General features: G+C 38.8%; 16 protein-coding genes. All 16 read right to left on the reverse strand.

All coding sequences use genetic code 11. From position 1 onward, the window contains the following. Positions 1 to 54 precede the first annotated feature (54 nt). On the reverse strand, positions 55 to 1,503 hold the full coding sequence (gene miaB, locus T543_RS04490; RefSeq protein ID WP_035766108.1) for a tRNA (N6-isopentenyl adenosine(37)-C2)-methylthiotransferase MiaB: 1,449 nt from the start codon (positions 1,501 to 1,503) through the stop codon (positions 55 to 57). After that, positions 1,500 to 2,765 carry a peptidase T gene (gene pepT, locus T543_RS04495; protein WP_035766109.1) on the reverse strand — a complete coding sequence of 422 codons (1,266 nt, stop codon included), beginning with the start codon at positions 2,763 to 2,765 and terminating at the stop codon, positions 1,500 to 1,502. Before pepT ends, miaB begins: the two co-directional genes overlap by 4 nt. Then, positions 2,743 to 3,357, reverse strand: a complete 615-nt coding sequence (locus T543_RS04500) for a DUF5662 family protein (protein ID WP_442856086.1) — start codon at positions 3,355 to 3,357, stop codon at positions 2,743 to 2,745. Before T543_RS04500 ends, pepT begins: the two co-directional genes overlap by 23 nt. Positions 3,358 to 3,364: 7 nt before the next feature. Continuing rightward, positions 3,365 to 5,341, reverse strand: a complete 1,977-nt coding sequence (locus T543_RS04505) for a hypothetical protein (RefSeq protein WP_051638534.1) — start codon at positions 5,339 to 5,341, stop codon at positions 3,365 to 3,367. Positions 5,342 to 5,434: 93 nt separating this feature from the next. After that, the gene (locus T543_RS04510) at positions 5,435 to 5,785 is read right to left on the reverse strand and encodes a DUF1292 domain-containing protein (RefSeq protein WP_035766111.1); all 351 of its coding nucleotides are present in this window, start codon (positions 5,783 to 5,785) and stop codon (positions 5,435 to 5,437) included. Between the two features lie 14 nt (positions 5,786 to 5,799). Beyond that, positions 5,800 to 6,594: a DUF6033 family protein gene (locus T543_RS04515; RefSeq protein ID WP_035766112.1), complete on the reverse strand. Its 795-nt coding sequence runs from the start codon at positions 6,592 to 6,594 to the stop codon at positions 5,800 to 5,802. Positions 6,595 to 6,706: 112 nt separating this feature from the next. After that, the gene (locus tag T543_RS04520; RefSeq protein WP_051638535.1) at positions 6,707 to 7,456 is read right to left on the reverse strand and encodes a response regulator; all 750 of its coding nucleotides are present in this window, start codon (positions 7,454 to 7,456) and stop codon (positions 6,707 to 6,709) included. 17 nt (positions 7,457 to 7,473) lie between these two features. Then, complete coding sequence (locus T543_RS04525) at positions 7,474 to 8,523, reverse strand: response regulator (RefSeq protein ID WP_035766113.1); 1,050 nt, start codon at positions 8,521 to 8,523, stop codon at positions 7,474 to 7,476. Between the two features lie 16 nt (positions 8,524 to 8,539). Continuing rightward, positions 8,540 to 10,543, reverse strand: coding sequence for an ATP-binding protein (locus tag T543_RS15060; RefSeq protein ID WP_051638536.1), 2,004 nt, complete (start codon positions 10,541 to 10,543; stop codon positions 8,540 to 8,542). A 118-nt stretch (positions 10,544 to 10,661) separates the two neighbouring features. Then, positions 10,662 to 12,626 carry an ATP-dependent helicase gene (locus T543_RS04535; protein ID WP_051638537.1) on the reverse strand — a complete coding sequence of 655 codons (1,965 nt, stop codon included), beginning with the start codon at positions 12,624 to 12,626 and terminating at the stop codon, positions 10,662 to 10,664. Next, entirely contained in the window at positions 12,607 to 14,061 is a 1,455-nt protein-coding gene (gene gltX, locus T543_RS04540) for a glutamate--tRNA ligase (RefSeq protein WP_035766114.1), read from the reverse strand. Before gltX ends, T543_RS04535 begins: the two co-directional genes overlap by 20 nt. Positions 14,062 to 14,103: 42 nt before the next feature. After that, a complete protein-coding gene (locus tag T543_RS04545; RefSeq protein ID WP_035766116.1) occupies positions 14,104 to 14,352 on the reverse strand; it encodes a FeoA family protein in 249 nt (82 codons plus the stop codon). 177 nt (positions 14,353 to 14,529) lie between these two features. Next, positions 14,530 to 15,453, reverse strand: a complete 924-nt coding sequence (gene aguB, locus T543_RS04550; RefSeq protein WP_081829937.1) for an N-carbamoylputrescine amidase — start codon at positions 15,451 to 15,453, stop codon at positions 14,530 to 14,532. Between the two features lie 9 nt (positions 15,454 to 15,462). Then, entirely contained in the window at positions 15,463 to 16,719 is a 1,257-nt protein-coding gene (locus T543_RS04555; protein WP_035766118.1) for an agmatine deiminase family protein, read from the reverse strand. 2 nt (positions 16,720 to 16,721) lie between these two features. Further along, positions 16,722 to 17,351: a uracil phosphoribosyltransferase gene (gene upp, locus T543_RS04560; protein ID WP_035766119.1), complete on the reverse strand. Its 630-nt coding sequence runs from the start codon at positions 17,349 to 17,351 to the stop codon at positions 16,722 to 16,724. Between the two features lie 65 nt (positions 17,352 to 17,416). After that, positions 17,417 to 18,568, reverse strand: a complete 1,152-nt coding sequence (nspC, locus tag T543_RS04565) for a carboxynorspermidine decarboxylase (protein ID WP_035766120.1) — start codon at positions 18,566 to 18,568, stop codon at positions 17,417 to 17,419. Positions 18,569 to 18,619: the final 51 nt, after the last annotated feature.

Here is an 18,619-nt window from a genome sequence, read left to right on the forward strand (position 1 = left end):
TCCCCACTAACTTTATTTCATATATCCTGCTGCGCCCTCAAAAAGGCGCACATATCAGATTTTCTCTCCTGTATAGTAGAAGCCGTGGCACTCCAAAAGCTTAACAGATACAAATTCTCCGATAAGAGAAGAATCTCCCGGGAAATGTACCAGTGTATTGTTGCTCATTCTACCTGTAAGAAGAGACGGATCGTGCTCGTTTATTTCTTCTACGAGTACATTCTCAACTCTTCCGGTAAATCTTGAGGCTCTCTCTTTAGCAGTCTCCTGAACTACCTTTAAGAGTCTGTCAAAATTAGGCTTACTTACAGACTCAGGAACCTGTTCCATAGAGGCAGCAGGCGTTCCGGTTCTCTTTGAATAAATAAATGTAAAGGCATTGTCAAACTGAGCCTTTTTAACAACATCAATTGTCTCATCAACGTCACTGTCAGTTTCTCCGGGGAAACCGACAATAATATCTGTTGTGATAGACACATCAGGAATCTGCGCTTTTATCTTATCAACAAGCTTAAGATAGCTTTCCTTTGTATAATGTCTGTTCATTTTCTTTAATATCTCATCAGAACCTGACTGAAGAGGAAGATGGATATGTCTTGCAACCTTTTCATTTTCTGCGATAACTTTGATAAGGTCATCAGATAGATCCTTGGGGTGAGATGTCATGAATCGAACTCTCTTAATGCCATCAACCTTACATACTTCTGATAAAAGCTCTGCAAATGACATTGCTTCATCTTCCGGAAGACCTTTTCCGTATGAGTTAACGTTCTGTCCAAGGAGCATGATTTCCTTAACGCCGTCACTTGCAAGGTATTCAATCTCTCTTATGATATCTTTGGGACTTCTTGATCTCTCTCTTCCGCGAACATAAGGAACGATGCAATATGTACAGAAATTATTGCAGCCAAACATGATGTTGATTCCGCTCTTAAAAGGATATTTCCTGATTATCGGCAGATCCTCAACGATCTTGTCTGTATCCTTCCAGATATCAATTATCATTCTGTCTGACTCAAATACTGTGCAGAGAAGCTCAGCAAACTTAAAGATATTATGAGTTCCGAAAATAAGATCAACATGTCTGTAGCTCTTTTTGATCTTCTCAATAGATGATTCTTCCTGCATCATGCAGCCGCAAAGAGCAATTTTCATGTGAGGCTTTTTCTTCTTTATACCGCTTAAATAGCCCAGTCTTCCAAATACTCTCTGATCCGCATTATCTCTGACTGTGCAGGTATTGTAGATAACAAAATCAGCATCCTCGCTCTCAACTATCTCATAGCCGATCTTGGCAAGAATTCCCATAAGCTTTTCAGAATCTCTTGCATTCATCTGACAGCCAAATGTTACAACGCAGGCAGTAGGAGTCCTTCCGAGCTCCTTTTTAAGCTCATCTACGTATCCGGTTGCCTTTTCAATATAATGAAACTGAAGCTTTGTTTCCTCAGATGCATCATTGTTTAAAACAGCATGTAAAATATCTTTATTACTCAAACTCATTTATCTTCAAAATCTCCATAAATATTACAAATTTCCAGTAGCACGTCCACAGTGGACTTCATCTCTTCTATAACAGCAAACTCATATCTGCCATGATAGTTGTATCCGCCTGTGCACAGATTCGGGCAGGGAAGTCCCTTATATGAGAGCATAGCTCCGTCGGTGCCGCCTCTTATAGGCTGATCGATAGGCTCAATATCAAGACTTCTCATAGCTTTCTTGGCATTATCAACAAGATGCATGTGAGGACGGATCTTTTCTATCATGTTGTAATAGGAATCCTCGATCTTAAGCTCAACGGTGCCCTCGCCATACTTGTTATTAAGGAAATCTACAATGCTCTTTACAAGTTCCTTCTTCTTTGTGAACTTATCCATGTCATGGTCTCTTATGATGTAGTAACAAACTGCTTTTTCGCAGGTTCCCTTCATCATGATGAGGTGATAAAAGCCCTCTCTTTTCTCTGTATACATGGGATTATCAAAAACAGGCAGCATTGACTGGAATTCATAAGCTATAAGAGAAGCATTTATCATCTTACCCTTAGCATCTCCCGGGTGAACGCTCCTACCGTTTATGATAAGTTCAACCTCTGCAGCGTTGAAATTCTCGTATTCAAGCTCTCCAAGTGCTCCGCCGTCAACTGTATAGGCATACTTTGCACCAAATGTCTTTATGTCAAAGTGCTTTGTTCCTTCTCCTATTTCTTCATCGGGAGTAAATGCGATCTTAATTTCTCCGTGAGGAATATCCTTGTTTTCAAGAAGAGCCTTTGCCATAGTCATAATCTCGGCAATTCCTGCTTTATCATCAGCTCCAAGAAGTGTGCTTCCATCTGTAACTATGAGATTTTTGTTTACCTTTTCCTTTAAAACAGGAAAATCCTTTGGTGAAAGGACATATTTTCCATCTCCCGACAAGTCAATGTCGTTTCCGTCGTATTTTTCAATTATTCTGGCCTTTACATCCTTACCGCTGACCGCATCGGAAGTATCCATATGTGATATAAAGCCTATAATGGGAGCTTTATTGTTATCTGTAGTTGCAGGGATAGTCGCGTAAACGTAGCAATGCTCCTTATCATAAATTACATTCTTTGCACCCATTTCCTTAAGCTCAGCTTCAAGAAGCTTTGCAAGATCGTGCTGTTTTGCCGTTGAAGGACTTGTGTTCGTATTTTCGTCAGATTGTGTATCTATTTTTGTATAACTTATAAATCTGTCAACGAGATCTTCTGTCTTAAATAACTCTGTTTTGCTCATTTTGTTGTACCTCTAATTCCTTTTCCCATCTTCCTCTGTCTTTGCCTTTAAGGAAGATTTCTTTTATATATTTAAAAGTGGCATCTTCGCCTTGTTCGCCTATCATTGTAAGGAAAAATTCAAGCTTGTTTATCGTATCCGGGTGAACCAGATGCTTTAAAACTTCTTTTTCCCTCTCATAATATTTCATGGAATCCCAGCTGTCGTAAGCATCTCCTCTGTAGGTCATGCTCGCGGCAACCCTGTCTGCCATCATTTCAGCAACATATTTATCCGGCATGGGCACAGGTACGATTCCGTCTCCATATTCATTTTTCTTGAAAAAATCAATCCAGTATTCAAAATGATGCTTGTTTCTACCCTTGTGATGAAGCCATGAAGTAGAATACCCGCGGATTTCTCTTTCTCTGGCATTTGGAGAGCGCGTCCCCTGGTAACATCTGGCACCAATAAGAAATTCCGCAGGCGTATACTTGGAAAGATCATGAACAAGCCCTTGCCAGTACAAACCCATCTTAAAGCAGTTTTTCCTGACCAGATGTCTGTGATGAGTGATTGTGACAAAGTGGCCTATTATTTTACTAAGTGTGATCTTATCTTCAATTTTCTTTTCTGTCATTGCCTTTATTTCCGGTCTTTTTAGTCTTTTCCACAGGTGTTCCGACACCTATCATTATCTTGACACTTCTCTCTGTGCAGAGAACTTCGCTCTGATCCTTAAGCGCCTTCATGGATTTAAAGCCTTTCGGAGATTCGGTGTCACTAAGTATCTTCCAGGTCATTCCTTCAGGGAGCTTGGGAAGTGCAAACTTAACAGGTGTCCAATGCATGTTGTATGCGACATAGAAAAAGCTCTTGTCTTTTTCTTCTTTTTCATACATGCCGCAGTAAAGCATACCTACACTATGGCTGTAATTGGACAGATCAGGTCTCCATGCTTCGATCCCGTGATATGACAGATCGGGATAACCGCATGCCATGTAGTCCATCAGCTTAAATGCAAGCTTCTCATGAAGTATGCGATGCTTGAATCTGAGTTTTACAAGATATTTCAAATATTCAAGATTCTCTATGTTGGTGGGCTTTGCCTGCTGGCTCCAGTCAACCCAGCCTGTCGGATTATCCTGGCAGTAGGGATTATTATTGCCATCCTGAGAGTTGCCGAATTCATCGCCGCCAAAGATCATAGGTGTTCCCTGGGACATAAACAGCATTGTGAGAGCATTTTTTATCTGCTTATTTCTAAGACTTAAAATGCTCTGTTTTCTGGTTCTGCCCTCTATTCCGCAGTTCCAGCTGAGGTTATTGTCAGTGCCGTCTGCATTGTTTTCACCGTTTGTTTCATTTCTCTTGTGTTCGTATGTAACAAGATCAACAAGCCTTAGCCCTTCATAGTCACAGATGTAATTGACTGTTCCGACTTCCGGCTTATTGTTCAGCATATTTCTTAGGAAATCGCCTATGGAATTGTCGTCGCCCTTAAGGAATCTTCTTGAGGAATACATAAACTGCGGGTTAAACTCCGCAAGAGTTCTTGTGATAGGGGCTTTTCCCTTATAAATATGACTGTAATCAAAACCGTAATACCATATCTTGGTATCACTCAGCATAGGATCGAGCGCTAAAATAGCGGCTGCCTTGTCATTTCCCTTAAGATGTATTCCGTCTATGTGGTAATTAAATACCCAGTGTCTTATCGATGAAACAATGATATCTTCAGACTCATCATTTGCAAAATAAAACTGCATGACAACTTCGATGCCGTTTTTGTGAAGCTGTTTTACCATCTTTTTGAATTCAATGTCAGCCTCATCCGGATACTGGGCAAAACTGCTTCTTGGAGCAAAATAGAAGCCTTTTTTGTAACCCCAGAAGTTGATCTTTTTCTTTACATCGCTTTTATCTTTTATAGTTCCGTTTTCGCTTACTATTACTCTGCTTTTTTGAGATCCCATCATGCTTCCTTCGGGCATGATTCCCCTTATTTTATAAGAGGACTGATGAGTATCGTCAAGGACATTCATCTCATAAGCAGGCATAAGCTCAATACAGGTAACTCCGAGCGATCTGATATATGGAATCTTATCGATTATTCCGGAAAAAGTACCGCGCTTCTTGATATCAACACCACTTGAAGGACTTTTGGTATAGCCTCTAACATGAAGCGTATATATAAAACTGTCCTCATATCTTATCTGAGGCTTTTTATCCTTTTCCCAGTCAAAGAAAGTATCATCGATACGGCATCTTAAATCTTCCTCGATAGTATTTTTCCCCCACTTTTCAAGGCCATAAATGAAGGTTGCGTAAGGATCGCAAAATAGTCTCTTTCCTTCAAAAAGCATATAGGTTTCAAAAAGTGATGTATCGCCTGAAATTTCTGCACAGAAAATCTTTCCCTGCCTGCACTGCTCAGGAAATTCAATCTTAACTGGCTTTTTTAGTTTTGATCCATAAAAACAGATACCGCATCCGGTTTTAAGGTTAAATGCAGCACAAATTCTTATACCATTTTCAGTTCTCTTAATCCCCATAGGATAGGGAGCACACGGAATAATCTTATAATTTGTATTCATTTTGCATCCTTTATCGAATTTCGCACTACATTATATCACAAAAGAAGCTCAAAAAAGAAGCGACATGGAAAAATCCATGCCGCTTCAAAAAATTTATTCTTCGTCGGGATCAACCTCGATCATTTCATCAAATTCGACGTCGTCGAGATACTCATCAAAGGCATCCGCAACAGCTTCGTATTCATCATCATCCTCGATATATCCGAGCTCAGGCTCAGCATCTTCGGATTTTTGTATGAATTCGTAGAACCAGACGTTTCCGTCATTGTTCTGACCTTTTTCATCAAGAGGAAGAAGTACTATGTAATCTTTCTCCTGAACTGTAAGAACTATGAGAACCGCACAAGTAACATTTGTGCCGTCGTTTAGTTCAATGTCTACTGTAATCTGCTCATCGTTCTGGATCTTAGTGTTCATGTCTGTTGCAATCTTTGAAAAGTTCATCTGTTCCTCCAACTTCAGACTGAAAAATCAAACTTTTGACCGTTTCCTTTAACAGGAGTAGCTTCTATCTGACTCCAGTCTACATTCTTTATTTTTTCCAAAAGCTCTTCTGCGGAATCAGCAAATACAGTGGTTACCTTTTCATAGGCACCTTCCTTTTTGCTGTATGGATTAGTCCCAATGCTTTCCCGGAGCTTTTCCATCCGTTTAGCTTCTTCTTCCTTTGCCTCCTTAGCAGCATCTTCAGCTTTCTTTGCTTCTTTTTCTTCAGCGATCTGCTTCTGATATTTTTCGTTCTGCTCTTTTATCTTGGCAAAGAATTTAACAGCACCGTCAGCATCTATCTTAACACCGATAGTCTGAACTTCCTGTCCTGATTCTTCAAGCTCTTCCTTGATGCTGTCAAGCTGGCTTGTAGATTCATCAATGATGCCCATGTATTTTTCCTTGACTGTATCATCTTCAGCCATCTGTTCGAGAACCTCAGGCTCTATAAGAACGCTGTACTGCTTTGTGCCACGGGACATAATTTCCTCGGCTTCTTCGTCTGAAGAATAGTTTGACACAAAAAAGTCCATATTTCCATACTTTTCCTTAAGTTCGTCCAAAACTTTCTTAGCTTTATCGGAAAGTTCGACTCCTTCCTGGATGTGTGTCTCTGAAACTGCCTTATTTTTCTGCACTTCAAGAGCTCTGCCGAAATTATTTGCTTTTTCAGCATCTTTAGTTTTATTTGTTTTCTGATTTTTAGGCTGATACTGGGTTAATTTATCAACTATGGAAGAACCCAGCCCATTTACTGTACTCATAAGATACCCTCCTTTGCTTTATTATCTTTGACATCCTTGTCTACATTCAGATATAGTTTTCCAATCTGTTTATCGACACCTCAATAAAAAAACTTAACACCTGAATAATAAATTATATTCCGTTCATCATAAAATAATTGTCTATCTTAATATGGAGTGACTGCCTGTCGATCGTCTTTAAAATATAATCCGTCGGTTTAAGAGCAAGGACTCGTACTATGCTGGCTTTATCCCCTTTTGATGTAAGAAACATAACCGGGATATCCTTTATACTCATATCGCTTTTAAACATTTCAAGTACCTTTGGTCCCGGAGTTACGGGCATCTCGTAGTCAAGGAGAATGAGATCTGCTTTGTTTTTGGCAAGCCATGTAATAGCCTGGATTCCGGAATTTGCCATTGATACGCGGTAGTCATCCCTTAACCAGTCTCTTATCATTCTCATGTAGGATACGTCATCATCTACAATGAGGATGCTTTTCTTTGAGTGTTCGACAAATTCATCGGAAAAGAATTTGGTGACATTTTCTATAAAGTCATCCATTTGGAGAGGTCTTTCAAAAAAAGCATGAACATGTGATTCAGGCAGGTATTTTATGGCTTCCTCATATTCAACAGGATTGCCTATTATGATGACCAGTCTGTGGCTTTCAAGGCAGAGATCCTTAAGGTAAATCAAGGTTTTGGGAACGATCTCATCAAGATAATAGACAAAAAGCTCCGCATTCATTTCCTGTGTCTTTATGTCCTCAACCTTATCACTGGTAAAGATTGATTCGATGCCTGCGCTTTTAAGCTTCATCATCAATCCCTTAACCATAAATGTTTCATTTGAACTTATAATCTGTACTTTTTTTTGCATGGCCATCTCCATTGCTCTTATACATTTGAAACAATCTCACTAATTTTTTGCCATTCCAAATTTGCAAGTAGCTTTTCTATATTATCAAAATTCTCTTTGTCCTTCTGCGGAAGGCTGTATTCTTTCATGGATTTTACTACCATATCTGCCAGGTCAAAATCCATTATCTGTGCAAATTCAAACAGAGAATTATAAGCATCTTTTATGTCTTTTTCAGATGCTGGCGGCTTGTCATCTTCTTTACTTTCTTTATCATCACCTGATAAAAATGACAGTTTATCCTTAAATGATCTGTAATCTTCCAATAAGAACCTTGTCTTATCCTTTATCATCTCGATGTTGTCAGCATTACCGGCTTCCTCAAGATTTTTTGCATCGGTATATAGCTTTACAGCACCAATGATATTTGCTGAACTTTTAAGAGCATGAACCTTGATCGTATAGTTTTTCCAATCTTCTTCATTGTAGTAATTTTCAATTTCATCAGCCTTAACATCAATTGAAGTGTAGAAAATTCCAAGTGCTGTCATATAGCCTTCTTCCGACCCGCATAGCGAAATGCCCTGATCGGCATTAATTTCAGGAACAGATGAGAGATCTTTTCTTATTCCCTCTTCATGGACTTCCTCCTGCACCTTTGTTTTCCTAAGCGCAGAAGCATTCGCAGACGGAAGACTCAGGCACTTTCTTGCATTATCAGGAAGGTACATAATAAGTATTGCAAGCAGTTCTTTAAATACAACAGGTTTTTCGAGGTAATTGGAAAAACCGGCTTCAAGGCACTTTTTACCTTCGGAAGCGCTATCCGGAGATACAAGGGCAATACAGGTTATATTCTTGTTCTTATTCTCTGTACCGTTTCTTATCTGCTCAAGAACCTCTATTCCGTTTGCTTCAGGCATCATATAGTCTATAAAAACAATATCATATACATCGCCTCTAAGAAGTCTTAAGCACTCATGAACGTCCCCTGCCATATCAGCCTCAGCACCTATGTACTCAAGGAGTTTTAATATGAAATATCTATCCAGTTTTGAGTCATCAACTATCAAAACTTTAGTGCCCACTTAAATCCTCCGGCCATTACCTTGTTATATCAGCTCTCTTCATAAGCATACCGATTGTTTCATAGAGCTCTTCATCATCGGAATAGTCTTCGCGAATGTCACCTATGTGATCATTCATCCTCGTAACTTCCTTAACCTTGTCTTCATACTTAACAACTTTATTTGGTATATGTTTTGTATTCTTTTTCTCTTTTGTATATAAAACCTTGTCTTCAGGCAGATAAGTTGCCAGCATTTTTTCTAAAGAATCACCTATTATCGGCTTTGATAAGTAGTCAACAAAGCCTGAGTTTTTGTAGGTTTCCCTTGCCCCCGAAAAAACATTTGCCGTAAGAGCTATGCACGGCTTTTCGTGGTTTGGATTCTCCTCATCGCTTCTAAGTCTCCAGAGCATCTCCATACCGTCCATTTCAGGCATCTTATGATCTATGAGGATGAGGTCGAATTCTTCTTTCTTTGTGATTTCAAGAGCTTCTTTTCCGCTTGATGCTGAGAAGACATTAACCTTGGTGTCCTTAATAAGGTTTCTTGCAACTACAATGTTCATCTCAGTGTCATCAACTATAAGTATCTTTGCATCAGGAGCTGTAAAAAGCTGTGTATAGGAGGTTTCCGACTCGACAAGCTCGTTATATGCCGCATTAAAGTCACCTATTGCATCCCAGCTTCTTGTCTCCTGCCTTACTGTGAATGAAAAAGTTGAACCTTTACCATACTCACTTCTTACATGAAGCTCTGAATCCATGAGGGCAAGAAGCTTTTGAACGATGCTCATTCCAAGACCGGAGCCTTCTACATTCCTGTTTCTGGTCTCTTCTATTCTCTCAAAAGGAGAAAAAAGCCTCTCCATATCCTCTTCTCGTATACCTATTCCGGTGTCTGATACGGATACTATAAGCCCTATGCTGCCGTTTATATCAAGATGCGCGCTTGTAGTATAATCAAAGCTCATATGTATTGAGCCATGTTCCGTGTATTTCACAGCATTTGTAAGGATGTTTAGTATTATCTGCTTTAGCCTTACGTTATCGCCATACAAAAGATGCGGCATTTCCTCATTGACCGTAACTTTAAGTGAAAGCCCCTTTTTCTTTGCCCTGTCATCGACCATGCTGACAAGCTCTGATATCAGACTTGCAAGGTCATATTCAACGCAGTAAAGCTCCATCTTACCTGCTTCTATCTTTGAAAAGTCAAGGATATCATTGACAAGAGAAAGAAGTGTATTTCCGGCGCTTCTTATATTGTGGGCATATTTAAGCAGATTTTCATCCGCATATTCCCTTATAATAAGCTCGTTCATACCAAGTATTGCATTTATAGGTGTCCTTATTTCATGGGACATCTGAGAGAGGAACTGGCTTTTTGCTCCGTTTGCAGCAATAGCTTTTGCCTCTGCTTCGGCAGCAGTCTTACTAAGGCTCTCCTGGATATATCTGTTGAGCGCTTCTTTAATCCTTAGGTTTGAAATTATAGTCGCACAGGACATCGATACAAACAAAGCAACTAAAATAGCAAAAAAATCCTTGGAAAAATATGCAGGTTCTTTCCATAACACATTAAGAATTATAAATATCGCAGAAAGAATAAACTCGGTAATGATATATACTTTGAGCTTATCTATGTAGATAAGGGCAAACATTATCAGAAAAATCGGGAAAAGTCCCGCAATGTCCTCTTTATAAGGAATGACATCTATAATGACCAGATTAAGATATAGCAAAAAATAAAGACAAATAGATATTTTTCTGTGCTTTTTGTAATGTATTTTCTGAGGATCAAGAGCTTGCGAGATAATGAAAAATATCAGCAGCATGACAAGAAGTCCATAGTAAAGCGGATGGATCCTGAAGGTTTTTATTATCAGCTTTGCGCTTAGCAAAACTACAGCATAGACCACCAGCAATATTTTGGACATTTGTTTTTGGAACTGAATATTATTTATTACGATTTCATTTTCAAAAAGCTCAAAGAATTTATCTTCATTCTTTATTCGCTCTTTAAAGGTCTCCCTAAGCATGGAAGATACCTCCGTTCATCAGCACATTCAAATCGCAATTATCTATAAATCCAATTTCATCATATCAGTTAAAAATTGTATAAACAATAATTACAGTAATTAAAAAACAATTAACAATTTATCGATTTTTTATTATATCATCTACGATAGGTGTCAGAAAATGAGACATCCTCATAGGATTGCTTTTTCCGCCATTTATATAACTTAGATATAGTTTTTCTTTTGCCCTTGTCATTGCAACATATAACATTCGCCTCTCTTCCTCAATACTTTCATCGCTGATGGATTTTCGAGAGGGAATTATTCCCTCATTTAGATCCGGCAAAAATACAACTTTAAACTCTAGTCCTTTTGAAGCATGCATTGTCATGATCCTGACACCGCTCTTATCAAGATTACTTCCTTTTATGTTTTCATAATCAGATGCAATATCTTCAAGAAATTCCTTTAACTGTTTGTAGGTTGTAAAGCTTTTTACTGTCTCTTCAAAATTGTTTATTTCTTCTGTTATTTCCTTTAAAGAAGTCCTGTCTTTTCCATACTTTTCCTTTATGTAGTTGTCATAGCCCATGACCTTTCTTACGAAGTTGATTGCAAGATATGGCTTAAGCTTTTGCACCATCTTAATATCTCTAAAAAACCTCTGGATTCTGTCCATCATCCTAAGTTTTCCCTGCCTTTTGTAGTACATAAGTATCTCATTTTCAGATACCGTTTCGCTCATAAGGCAGTCCCTTGTTATATATCTAAGAGGCTTATTCATAATCTTTAGAAAATCACCTCTCTTAAAGCCTCCGCAGGCAAAATCAAGATATGAGACAAGGTCCTTAATATATGGCTTGTCATAAGGTGAAACTATCTTTTCTTTGTAAAAAAACGGGATTTTGTTTTCTGTAAAGATAAGTGCCATTGCACTGGCTTCGATATTTGTTCTGAATATTACTGCGATATCTTTGTGGTCAAACAGGGGATTATCTCCACCTGTAATTCCCCTTATCTGCTTTATTATTGCATCTGACTGCATGCTCTTTTCTGAAAAGCTAATAAGCTTGCACTGTCCCTTTATGCCTGGGATTCCAGCCTTTATATTTTTTCTAAATCGGTTGTTGTTTTCATTTATTACTTTAAGCGACACCTTAAGTATTTCCGGAGCACATCTGTAATTTACATCAAGTATTATCTTTTCGGCATTTTTGTAATACTTATCAAACATAAGCATAAACTTAGGACTTGATCCTCTAAAGCCGTAGATTGATTGATCATCATCACCTACTACAAAGAGATTTTCATGCTTTTTAGAAAGAAGGCGAACAACCTTGAACTGCATATTATTTATGTCCTGATACTCATCAATAAGAATGTATTTAAACTTCTCCTGCCAGGCTTCAAGAATTTCTTTGTTTTCTCTTAAAAGCTCATAACACATAAGCACCATATCATCGAAATCAATAAGGTTCTGCTCCTTTAAAAGTTTGTCGTATTCTCTAAAAATATAGGGGAAATATTCACCAAGCTGAATGCTTTTGTCATATTCGAAAGATTTATCTTCAGGATCTGTATTACCTTCGTTTTTTAGTCTTGATATTTCAGAAATAAGAGTTTTTATTGTGTCCTTATTATAATCAAATGATGAGCTGTCATATAAAGGATTATTTAATGTGCCCGCGCCTTTACTCTTTGCTAGTATCATCTGGCGAAGCTCACTTAATATTTCGCTCATAAAAATATATTTTTGTTTTTCTGATATAAGCGTTACCGGCTCTGCTTTTTTGGGAGAACTTACTTTTAATATCTGATAAAAAACTGAGTGGAATGTTCCGAAGAGAACCTCCGGATACATGGAATTTGTTTCTTTGATAAATCTTTGCTGCATCAAGGTTGCAGCCTGTTTGGTAAAAGTTATTATAAGTATGTGTGACGGCGCAATTCCTTTTTCAATAAGCCGCACCACCCTTTTTATAATAACAAAGGTCTTCCCGCTTCCGGGACCTGCAATCACACATGCAGGTCCTCTATCGTGCTCTATGGCACGCATCTGAGCAGGATTACCTAAAGCGGGTATTTCATGCTTCAAGTTTTTCAATTGACTTCTTAAGACGACGGATCGTCTCATCCTTTCCAATAACTTCCATAATTTCTGTAGCTCCGCAGGGCGTCATAGCCTTACCGGATACAGCTATTCTGATAGGCCATAAAACATAGCCGTTCTTATACTCTTTCTCTTTGATATAATCAGTAAGAGTTGCATAAAGAGCATCATTAGAATAATCTGTCTGATTCTCGAGAATAGGAAGAAGATCCTTAAGCACCATAAGTGAAGAGGCTTCATCAGTCTTCATCTTCTTGTGCTTGAATATCTCTGTATCATAATCAGGCATCTCTTCAAAGAAGTCTATCATATCGTGAATATCAGGCCAGATCTCGATTCTTGTCTTTACCATCTCAGCAATCTTATGAAGATCAAGGTCTTTTGTTATAACTTCTTTGATATAAGGAAGTGCAAGTTCATAGAATTTGTCACTGTCCATCTTCTTTAAATACTCGCCGTTCATCCAGCGAAGCTTAGTATAATCAAATACTGCAGGTGACTTGTTGATCCTCTTGTAATCAAACTTTTCAACAAGTTCATCAAGGCTCATGATCTCAGTATTATCTTCAGGTGACCATCCAAGAAGAGCGACAAAGTTAACAACTGCCTCTGCAAGGAATCCCTGCTCGATCAGATCCTCAAATGAAGAGTGACCGCTTCTCTTACTGAGCTTGTGATGATCTTCATCTGTTATAAGCGGGCAGTGAATGTACTTCGGTACTTCCCATCCAAATGCATCATATAATCTGTTGTACTTGGGAGAAGAAGAAATATACTCATTACCTCTTACTACGTGAGTGATTCCCATAAGATGATCATCAACTACATTAGCAAAGTTGTATGTCGGATATCCGTCAGACTTAATGAGGATCATATCATCAAGTTCTGAATTATCAACTGTGATATCTCCGTAAAGCTCATCATGGAAAGTTGTTGATCCTTCTCTGGGATTATTCTGTCTTATAACATAAGGCATTCCTGCATCGAGGTTCTTCTGAACTTCTTCCTTGGAAAGTGAAAGACAATGCTTATCGTATATGCTTACTTCCTTACCCTCTATAACCTGTGTAAGTGTAGCAAGTCTCTCCGGTGTACAGAAGCAATAATAAGCCTCACCCTTTTCAACAAGCTCTTTTGCGTACTTTAAATATATACCCTGTTTCTGACGCTCACTCTGAACATAAGGACCAACACCGCCGTCCTTATCAGGACCTTCATCATGCTTAAGTCCTGTAGCTTCAAGTGTACGATAGATTATATCTGTAGCACCTTCTACATAGCGCTCCTGATCGGTATCTTCGATTCTTAAGATATAATCACCGCCCTCATGCTTAGAAATAAGGTACGCATAAAGTGCGGTTCTAAGGTTACCTACATGCATTCTTCCAGTCGGACTGGGAGCATAACGGGTTCTAATCTTCTGTGCCATAATATCTCCATTTCATCTATATATTAGTTTAGAGAAGGGATATCACATTACTTCCGGGTATTCCTTCTTAACAAACTCTACTATTATGCCTGATGCAACATTTCTGCAGATGGCGATCTGTTTCTTGTCAACCTGGATTATCAGTCCGCCCTGCTTCTTTTTATTTACCACTTTGATCTTCTTACCGGTATTGACACCGATAGATTTAAGTCTCATAGAAAAAACGGGTTTCTCAATGTTTACTTCTTTCACACAGTAAACACTGTCCTTTTCCCCATCAATAAGTGTCATATAAATGCCCTCGCAAAACATATTTACAACATTTTGTGGTGAGTATTCTTTAAAGCGATATATATGGTAGTTTACCATAATAAAACCACAAACATATCGAATTATATATTATTAATGTGAAAATGAGAAGTGCATCACATTAACACATTAAAGCGATAAACCTCTGAATAAACTTCTTTATTCAGAGATTTCCCTGTAACATTCAGGGCGTCTGTCTCTAAAAAGCCCCCATGACAAACGATTCTGTCTTATCTCAGCAAAATCGTATACAGCCATTATGATTTCTTCCGAATTTCTGCCGGCCTGCCTTAGTATCTCTCCGGTTTCGTCCGTCAAAAAACTACTTCCGTAGAAGCTAAGGCTGCTAAGCTGTCCGCCGTTTTCTTCCGTAGGTGTAACATGCTCTGTTCCTATCCTGTTTGCGCAAACAACGGGAATAATATTGGCAGCAGCATGTCCCTGCATGGTTCTCTGCCAGTGACCTGAGCTATCGACATCGAGAATAGGCTCAGATCCTATAGCTGTGGGATACAGGATAATGTCGGCACCTTGAAGTGCAAGGCATCTTGCTGTTTCCGGAAACCACTGATCCCAGCAGATTCCCACACCCACTCTGCCGTAAGCTGTTTCAAAAACAGTAAATCCGGTATCTCCCGGAGTGAAATAGAATTTTTCCTGGTAGAAATGATCATCCGGAATATGCGTTTTCCTGTAAACGCCCAGTATATCTCCGTCAGCATCTATCATAGCTGCAGAGTTATACATTACATTTCCTTCTTTTTCATAAAAGCTGATAGGCATAACAACGGATAATTCTCTGCAAACATCCCTGAAATGCTGAACTGCCTTATTTTTATGTACAGTAGTTGCAAAATCATAGTAGTCGTATCTTCTCTCCTGACAAAAATACTGTCTTTCAAAAAGCTCCGAGAGCAAAATGATCTGTGCACCCTGATGAGCTGCCTTTCTTACAAGCTTTTCAGCCTTTTTTATGTTTAAAATAACAAGCTCCTCATCAGATATTTCAGGATTGCCGTATGCTTCTTTTCCGCATGCAAACTGGATTGCCGCAACTGTTGTAGATGAATTATCCTTATACATACTAACCTCTTATTCGAAATTAATTATTTTTCGTTTCATGTTGCTGATATGTGCAGGTATCTGCTGAGTTATGCAGTGAATATTGCCGCCTCCCAGTAAAATAGCTCTTGCATCTATCGGAACGACCTTTCTGTTTTTACAGATTCCCTGCAAAATCTCAAGTGCTCTTAAATCGCTTTCCTTATTCTTGCCGCCAAAAAAAGGAATTAGAACCTTGGTATTGGTAAAGTAGAAATTCACATAGCTTGCAGCAAGCCTCTCGCCCTCTTCCCTGTTGTCCTCACCTTCTTCAAAGACATAATTAAGAAGGTCTTCTTTTTCGACAGTAACGGGTACATCAGGAATAGGGAGCTTATGTATCTTTAGATGTCTTCCTCTTGCATCGGTCACATTTTCCAGATATTCAAGGTCTCTAAGGGACATCTCATACTGCGGATCATCCTTATTATCGGTAAAGGCAAGTACAACTTCGCCGGGAGCAATAAAAGCACATACGTTATCTACATGCTCATTGGTTTCGTCGTTGTAGATACCAAAGGGAAGCCACAGTACTTTCTTGCACCCAAGATATTTCTTTAAATTATCTTCTATCTCTTCTTTTGACAGTTTGGGATTTCTTCCCTTACTTAAGAGGCAGCTCTCCGTGACCATTACAGTACCTTCGCCGTCTGAATGGATAGAACCACCTTCAAGTACAAAGGGATGCGCATCATATACATCCATGGAAAGCCCCTCTGCAAAAAATGAAGCAAGCTCGTCATCTTTATCCCAGGATGCATATAATCCGTCAAAGTCTCCGCCCCAGGCATTAAAAGCCCAGTCTATTGCCCTAAGCTCTCCTCCTGTGCTTCTTACGATCGTGGGTCCTGTATCTCTTGCCCAGGAGTCGTCCGTATCTTTTTCTATGATATAGAGCATTCCTAAGTTTTGATGTACATTATCTGCCTGATCAAAAAAGCAAGGTAGTGCTTCTCTTTTATATTCGCCGTCTTTTATGACTTTAATACGTGCGCTGTCTATATCGGTATGCTCACATATTGACTTTGATACAGCCTCTCCTTTATTTACTCCTGCAATTACAAAGAGCGACTCCGATTCAAGGATTTCTTTAAAAACAGATGTAAATGCTCTTATGGCACCTTCATTGTCTTTTCCCCAGCTTCCCGGTCTATCGGGCCATATCATCAAAGTGGCATCATGCACATCATATTCGGCAGGCATACAAAAACCATCATTTAAAGGGAATGAATCTTTAATGGTTTTCATGATTATTTTGTACCGAAAATTCTGTCGCCGGCATCACCAAGACCCGGAACGATATATTTATTTTCATTTAATGTGTCATCGATATGAGCGCATGTGATCGGAACATCGGGATGAAGTGATGTTACCTTCTCAAGTCCTTCGGGTGCAGCTATAAGGCAGATAAAGCGCATTTTCTTAACGCCCTTTTTCTTAAAGAGATCGATCGCATCACATGCAGAACCACCTGTTGCAAGCATGGGATCAAGGATGATAACTTCTCTGTTTGCAATATCTTCCGGAGCCTTGAAGAAATAGTTTACAGGCTCGAATGTCTCCTCATCTCTGTACATTCCAACGTGTGCGATCTTGGCATTGGGAATAACATTGATAACACCGTCAAGAAGTCCCATGCCCGCTCTCATGATAGGAGCAAAAACAAAATTATCTTCATTAAGTCTGCCCATCTCGATTGTCTTGATGGGAGTTTCAACAGTAGTCTTCTCAAGAGGAACATCCCTCATAGCTTCATATACGAGGTAAGCTCCGATCTCTCCTACAAGTTCTCTGAATTCCTTAGTACCTGTATGTTTATCCCTCAAAATAGAAAGCTTATGTTCAATAAGTGGATGATTTAATTCTGTTACGTTCTTCATTTCATATTCCTCCTAAAAATAAACTGTATGAATTTTATCATATTATTTTATATTGTAAATATTTATTAAAGCCTCATTTTAAAATCTTCATAGCCAAAAGATTTAACAACTTCGCAGTTACCGTTTTCTTTAAGAACAGCAATATCGGGAAGTGCCATGCCGTTAAATGTATTATTCTTGACCATACTGTAGATAGCCATGTCCTCAAAGATCAGCCTGTCACCTATCTTTATTTCTTCATCAAAGCTGTAATCTCCGATTATATCGCCTGCAAGACAGGTTCTGGATGATAATCTGTAGCCGTATTTTTTATCTCCGATCTCGCCACTATCCTTTAGCGGAGGTCTGTATGGCATCTCAAGTACGTCAGGCATATGACAGGCAGCAGATGTATCAAGTATAAGAACAGGGAGCCTGTCCGTTTTTACAATATCCATAACTGTCGTTACAAGATATCCGGCATCAAGAGCTATGGCTTCACCGGGTTCCAGATAAACTTCGACCATATAAGTATCTTTTATATATTTTACAAGGTTTATAAGTCCATCTCTGTCATAGTAATCTCTTGTTATGTGATGTCCTCCGCCGAGGTTAAGCCATTTGATATCTCCGCTCTTTAAATACTTTTCAAATTTATTTTCAAATGCCTTAAACGTATCATATAAAGGTTCAAAACCCTGCTCACATAAAGTATGAAAATGAAGTCCTTCGACCTTTGAAGGAAGCTTATCCGGAAGGTCTATGGCTCTTATCCCAAGCCTTGAGCCCGGCGCACAGGGGTCATATATTTCGTGGCCTTCCTGCGTTGAGAATTCAGGATTTACCCTGAGCCCGACAGAGAGCTTATTAGTAGTTACTTTTTTCTCCCAAATACTTCTATGATGTTCAAGCTGCGATAAGGAATTAAACACAAGATGATCGGCAATATCACATACTTCCTGCATCTCATCATCTGAAAAAGCAGGCTCAAACACGTGAATTTCAGAGTCTTTTCCGAATTCCTCATAAGCAAGCTTTGCTTCAAAAAGGCCCGAAGATGTTGTACCCGTAAGATATTTGGAAATAAGAGGATATGTGTGATAAGCAGAAAAAGCTTTCTGGGCAAGAAGTATCTTTGCTCCGGACTTATCCTGCACATCCTTTAAAATCTCAAGGTTCTTTTTTAACTTACTTTCATCGATTACATAAACCGGAGTTTTTAATTCATTAAAATCCATTTAAAAAGTCCTTTATTTAAACAGTAATATAAGGGTCAAAAATAAAAATTT

Origin of the sequence: Butyrivibrio sp. NC2002 (genome assembly GCF_000702265.1) — a bacterium.
GTDB lineage: Bacteria > Bacillota > Clostridia > Lachnospirales > Lachnospiraceae > Butyrivibrio.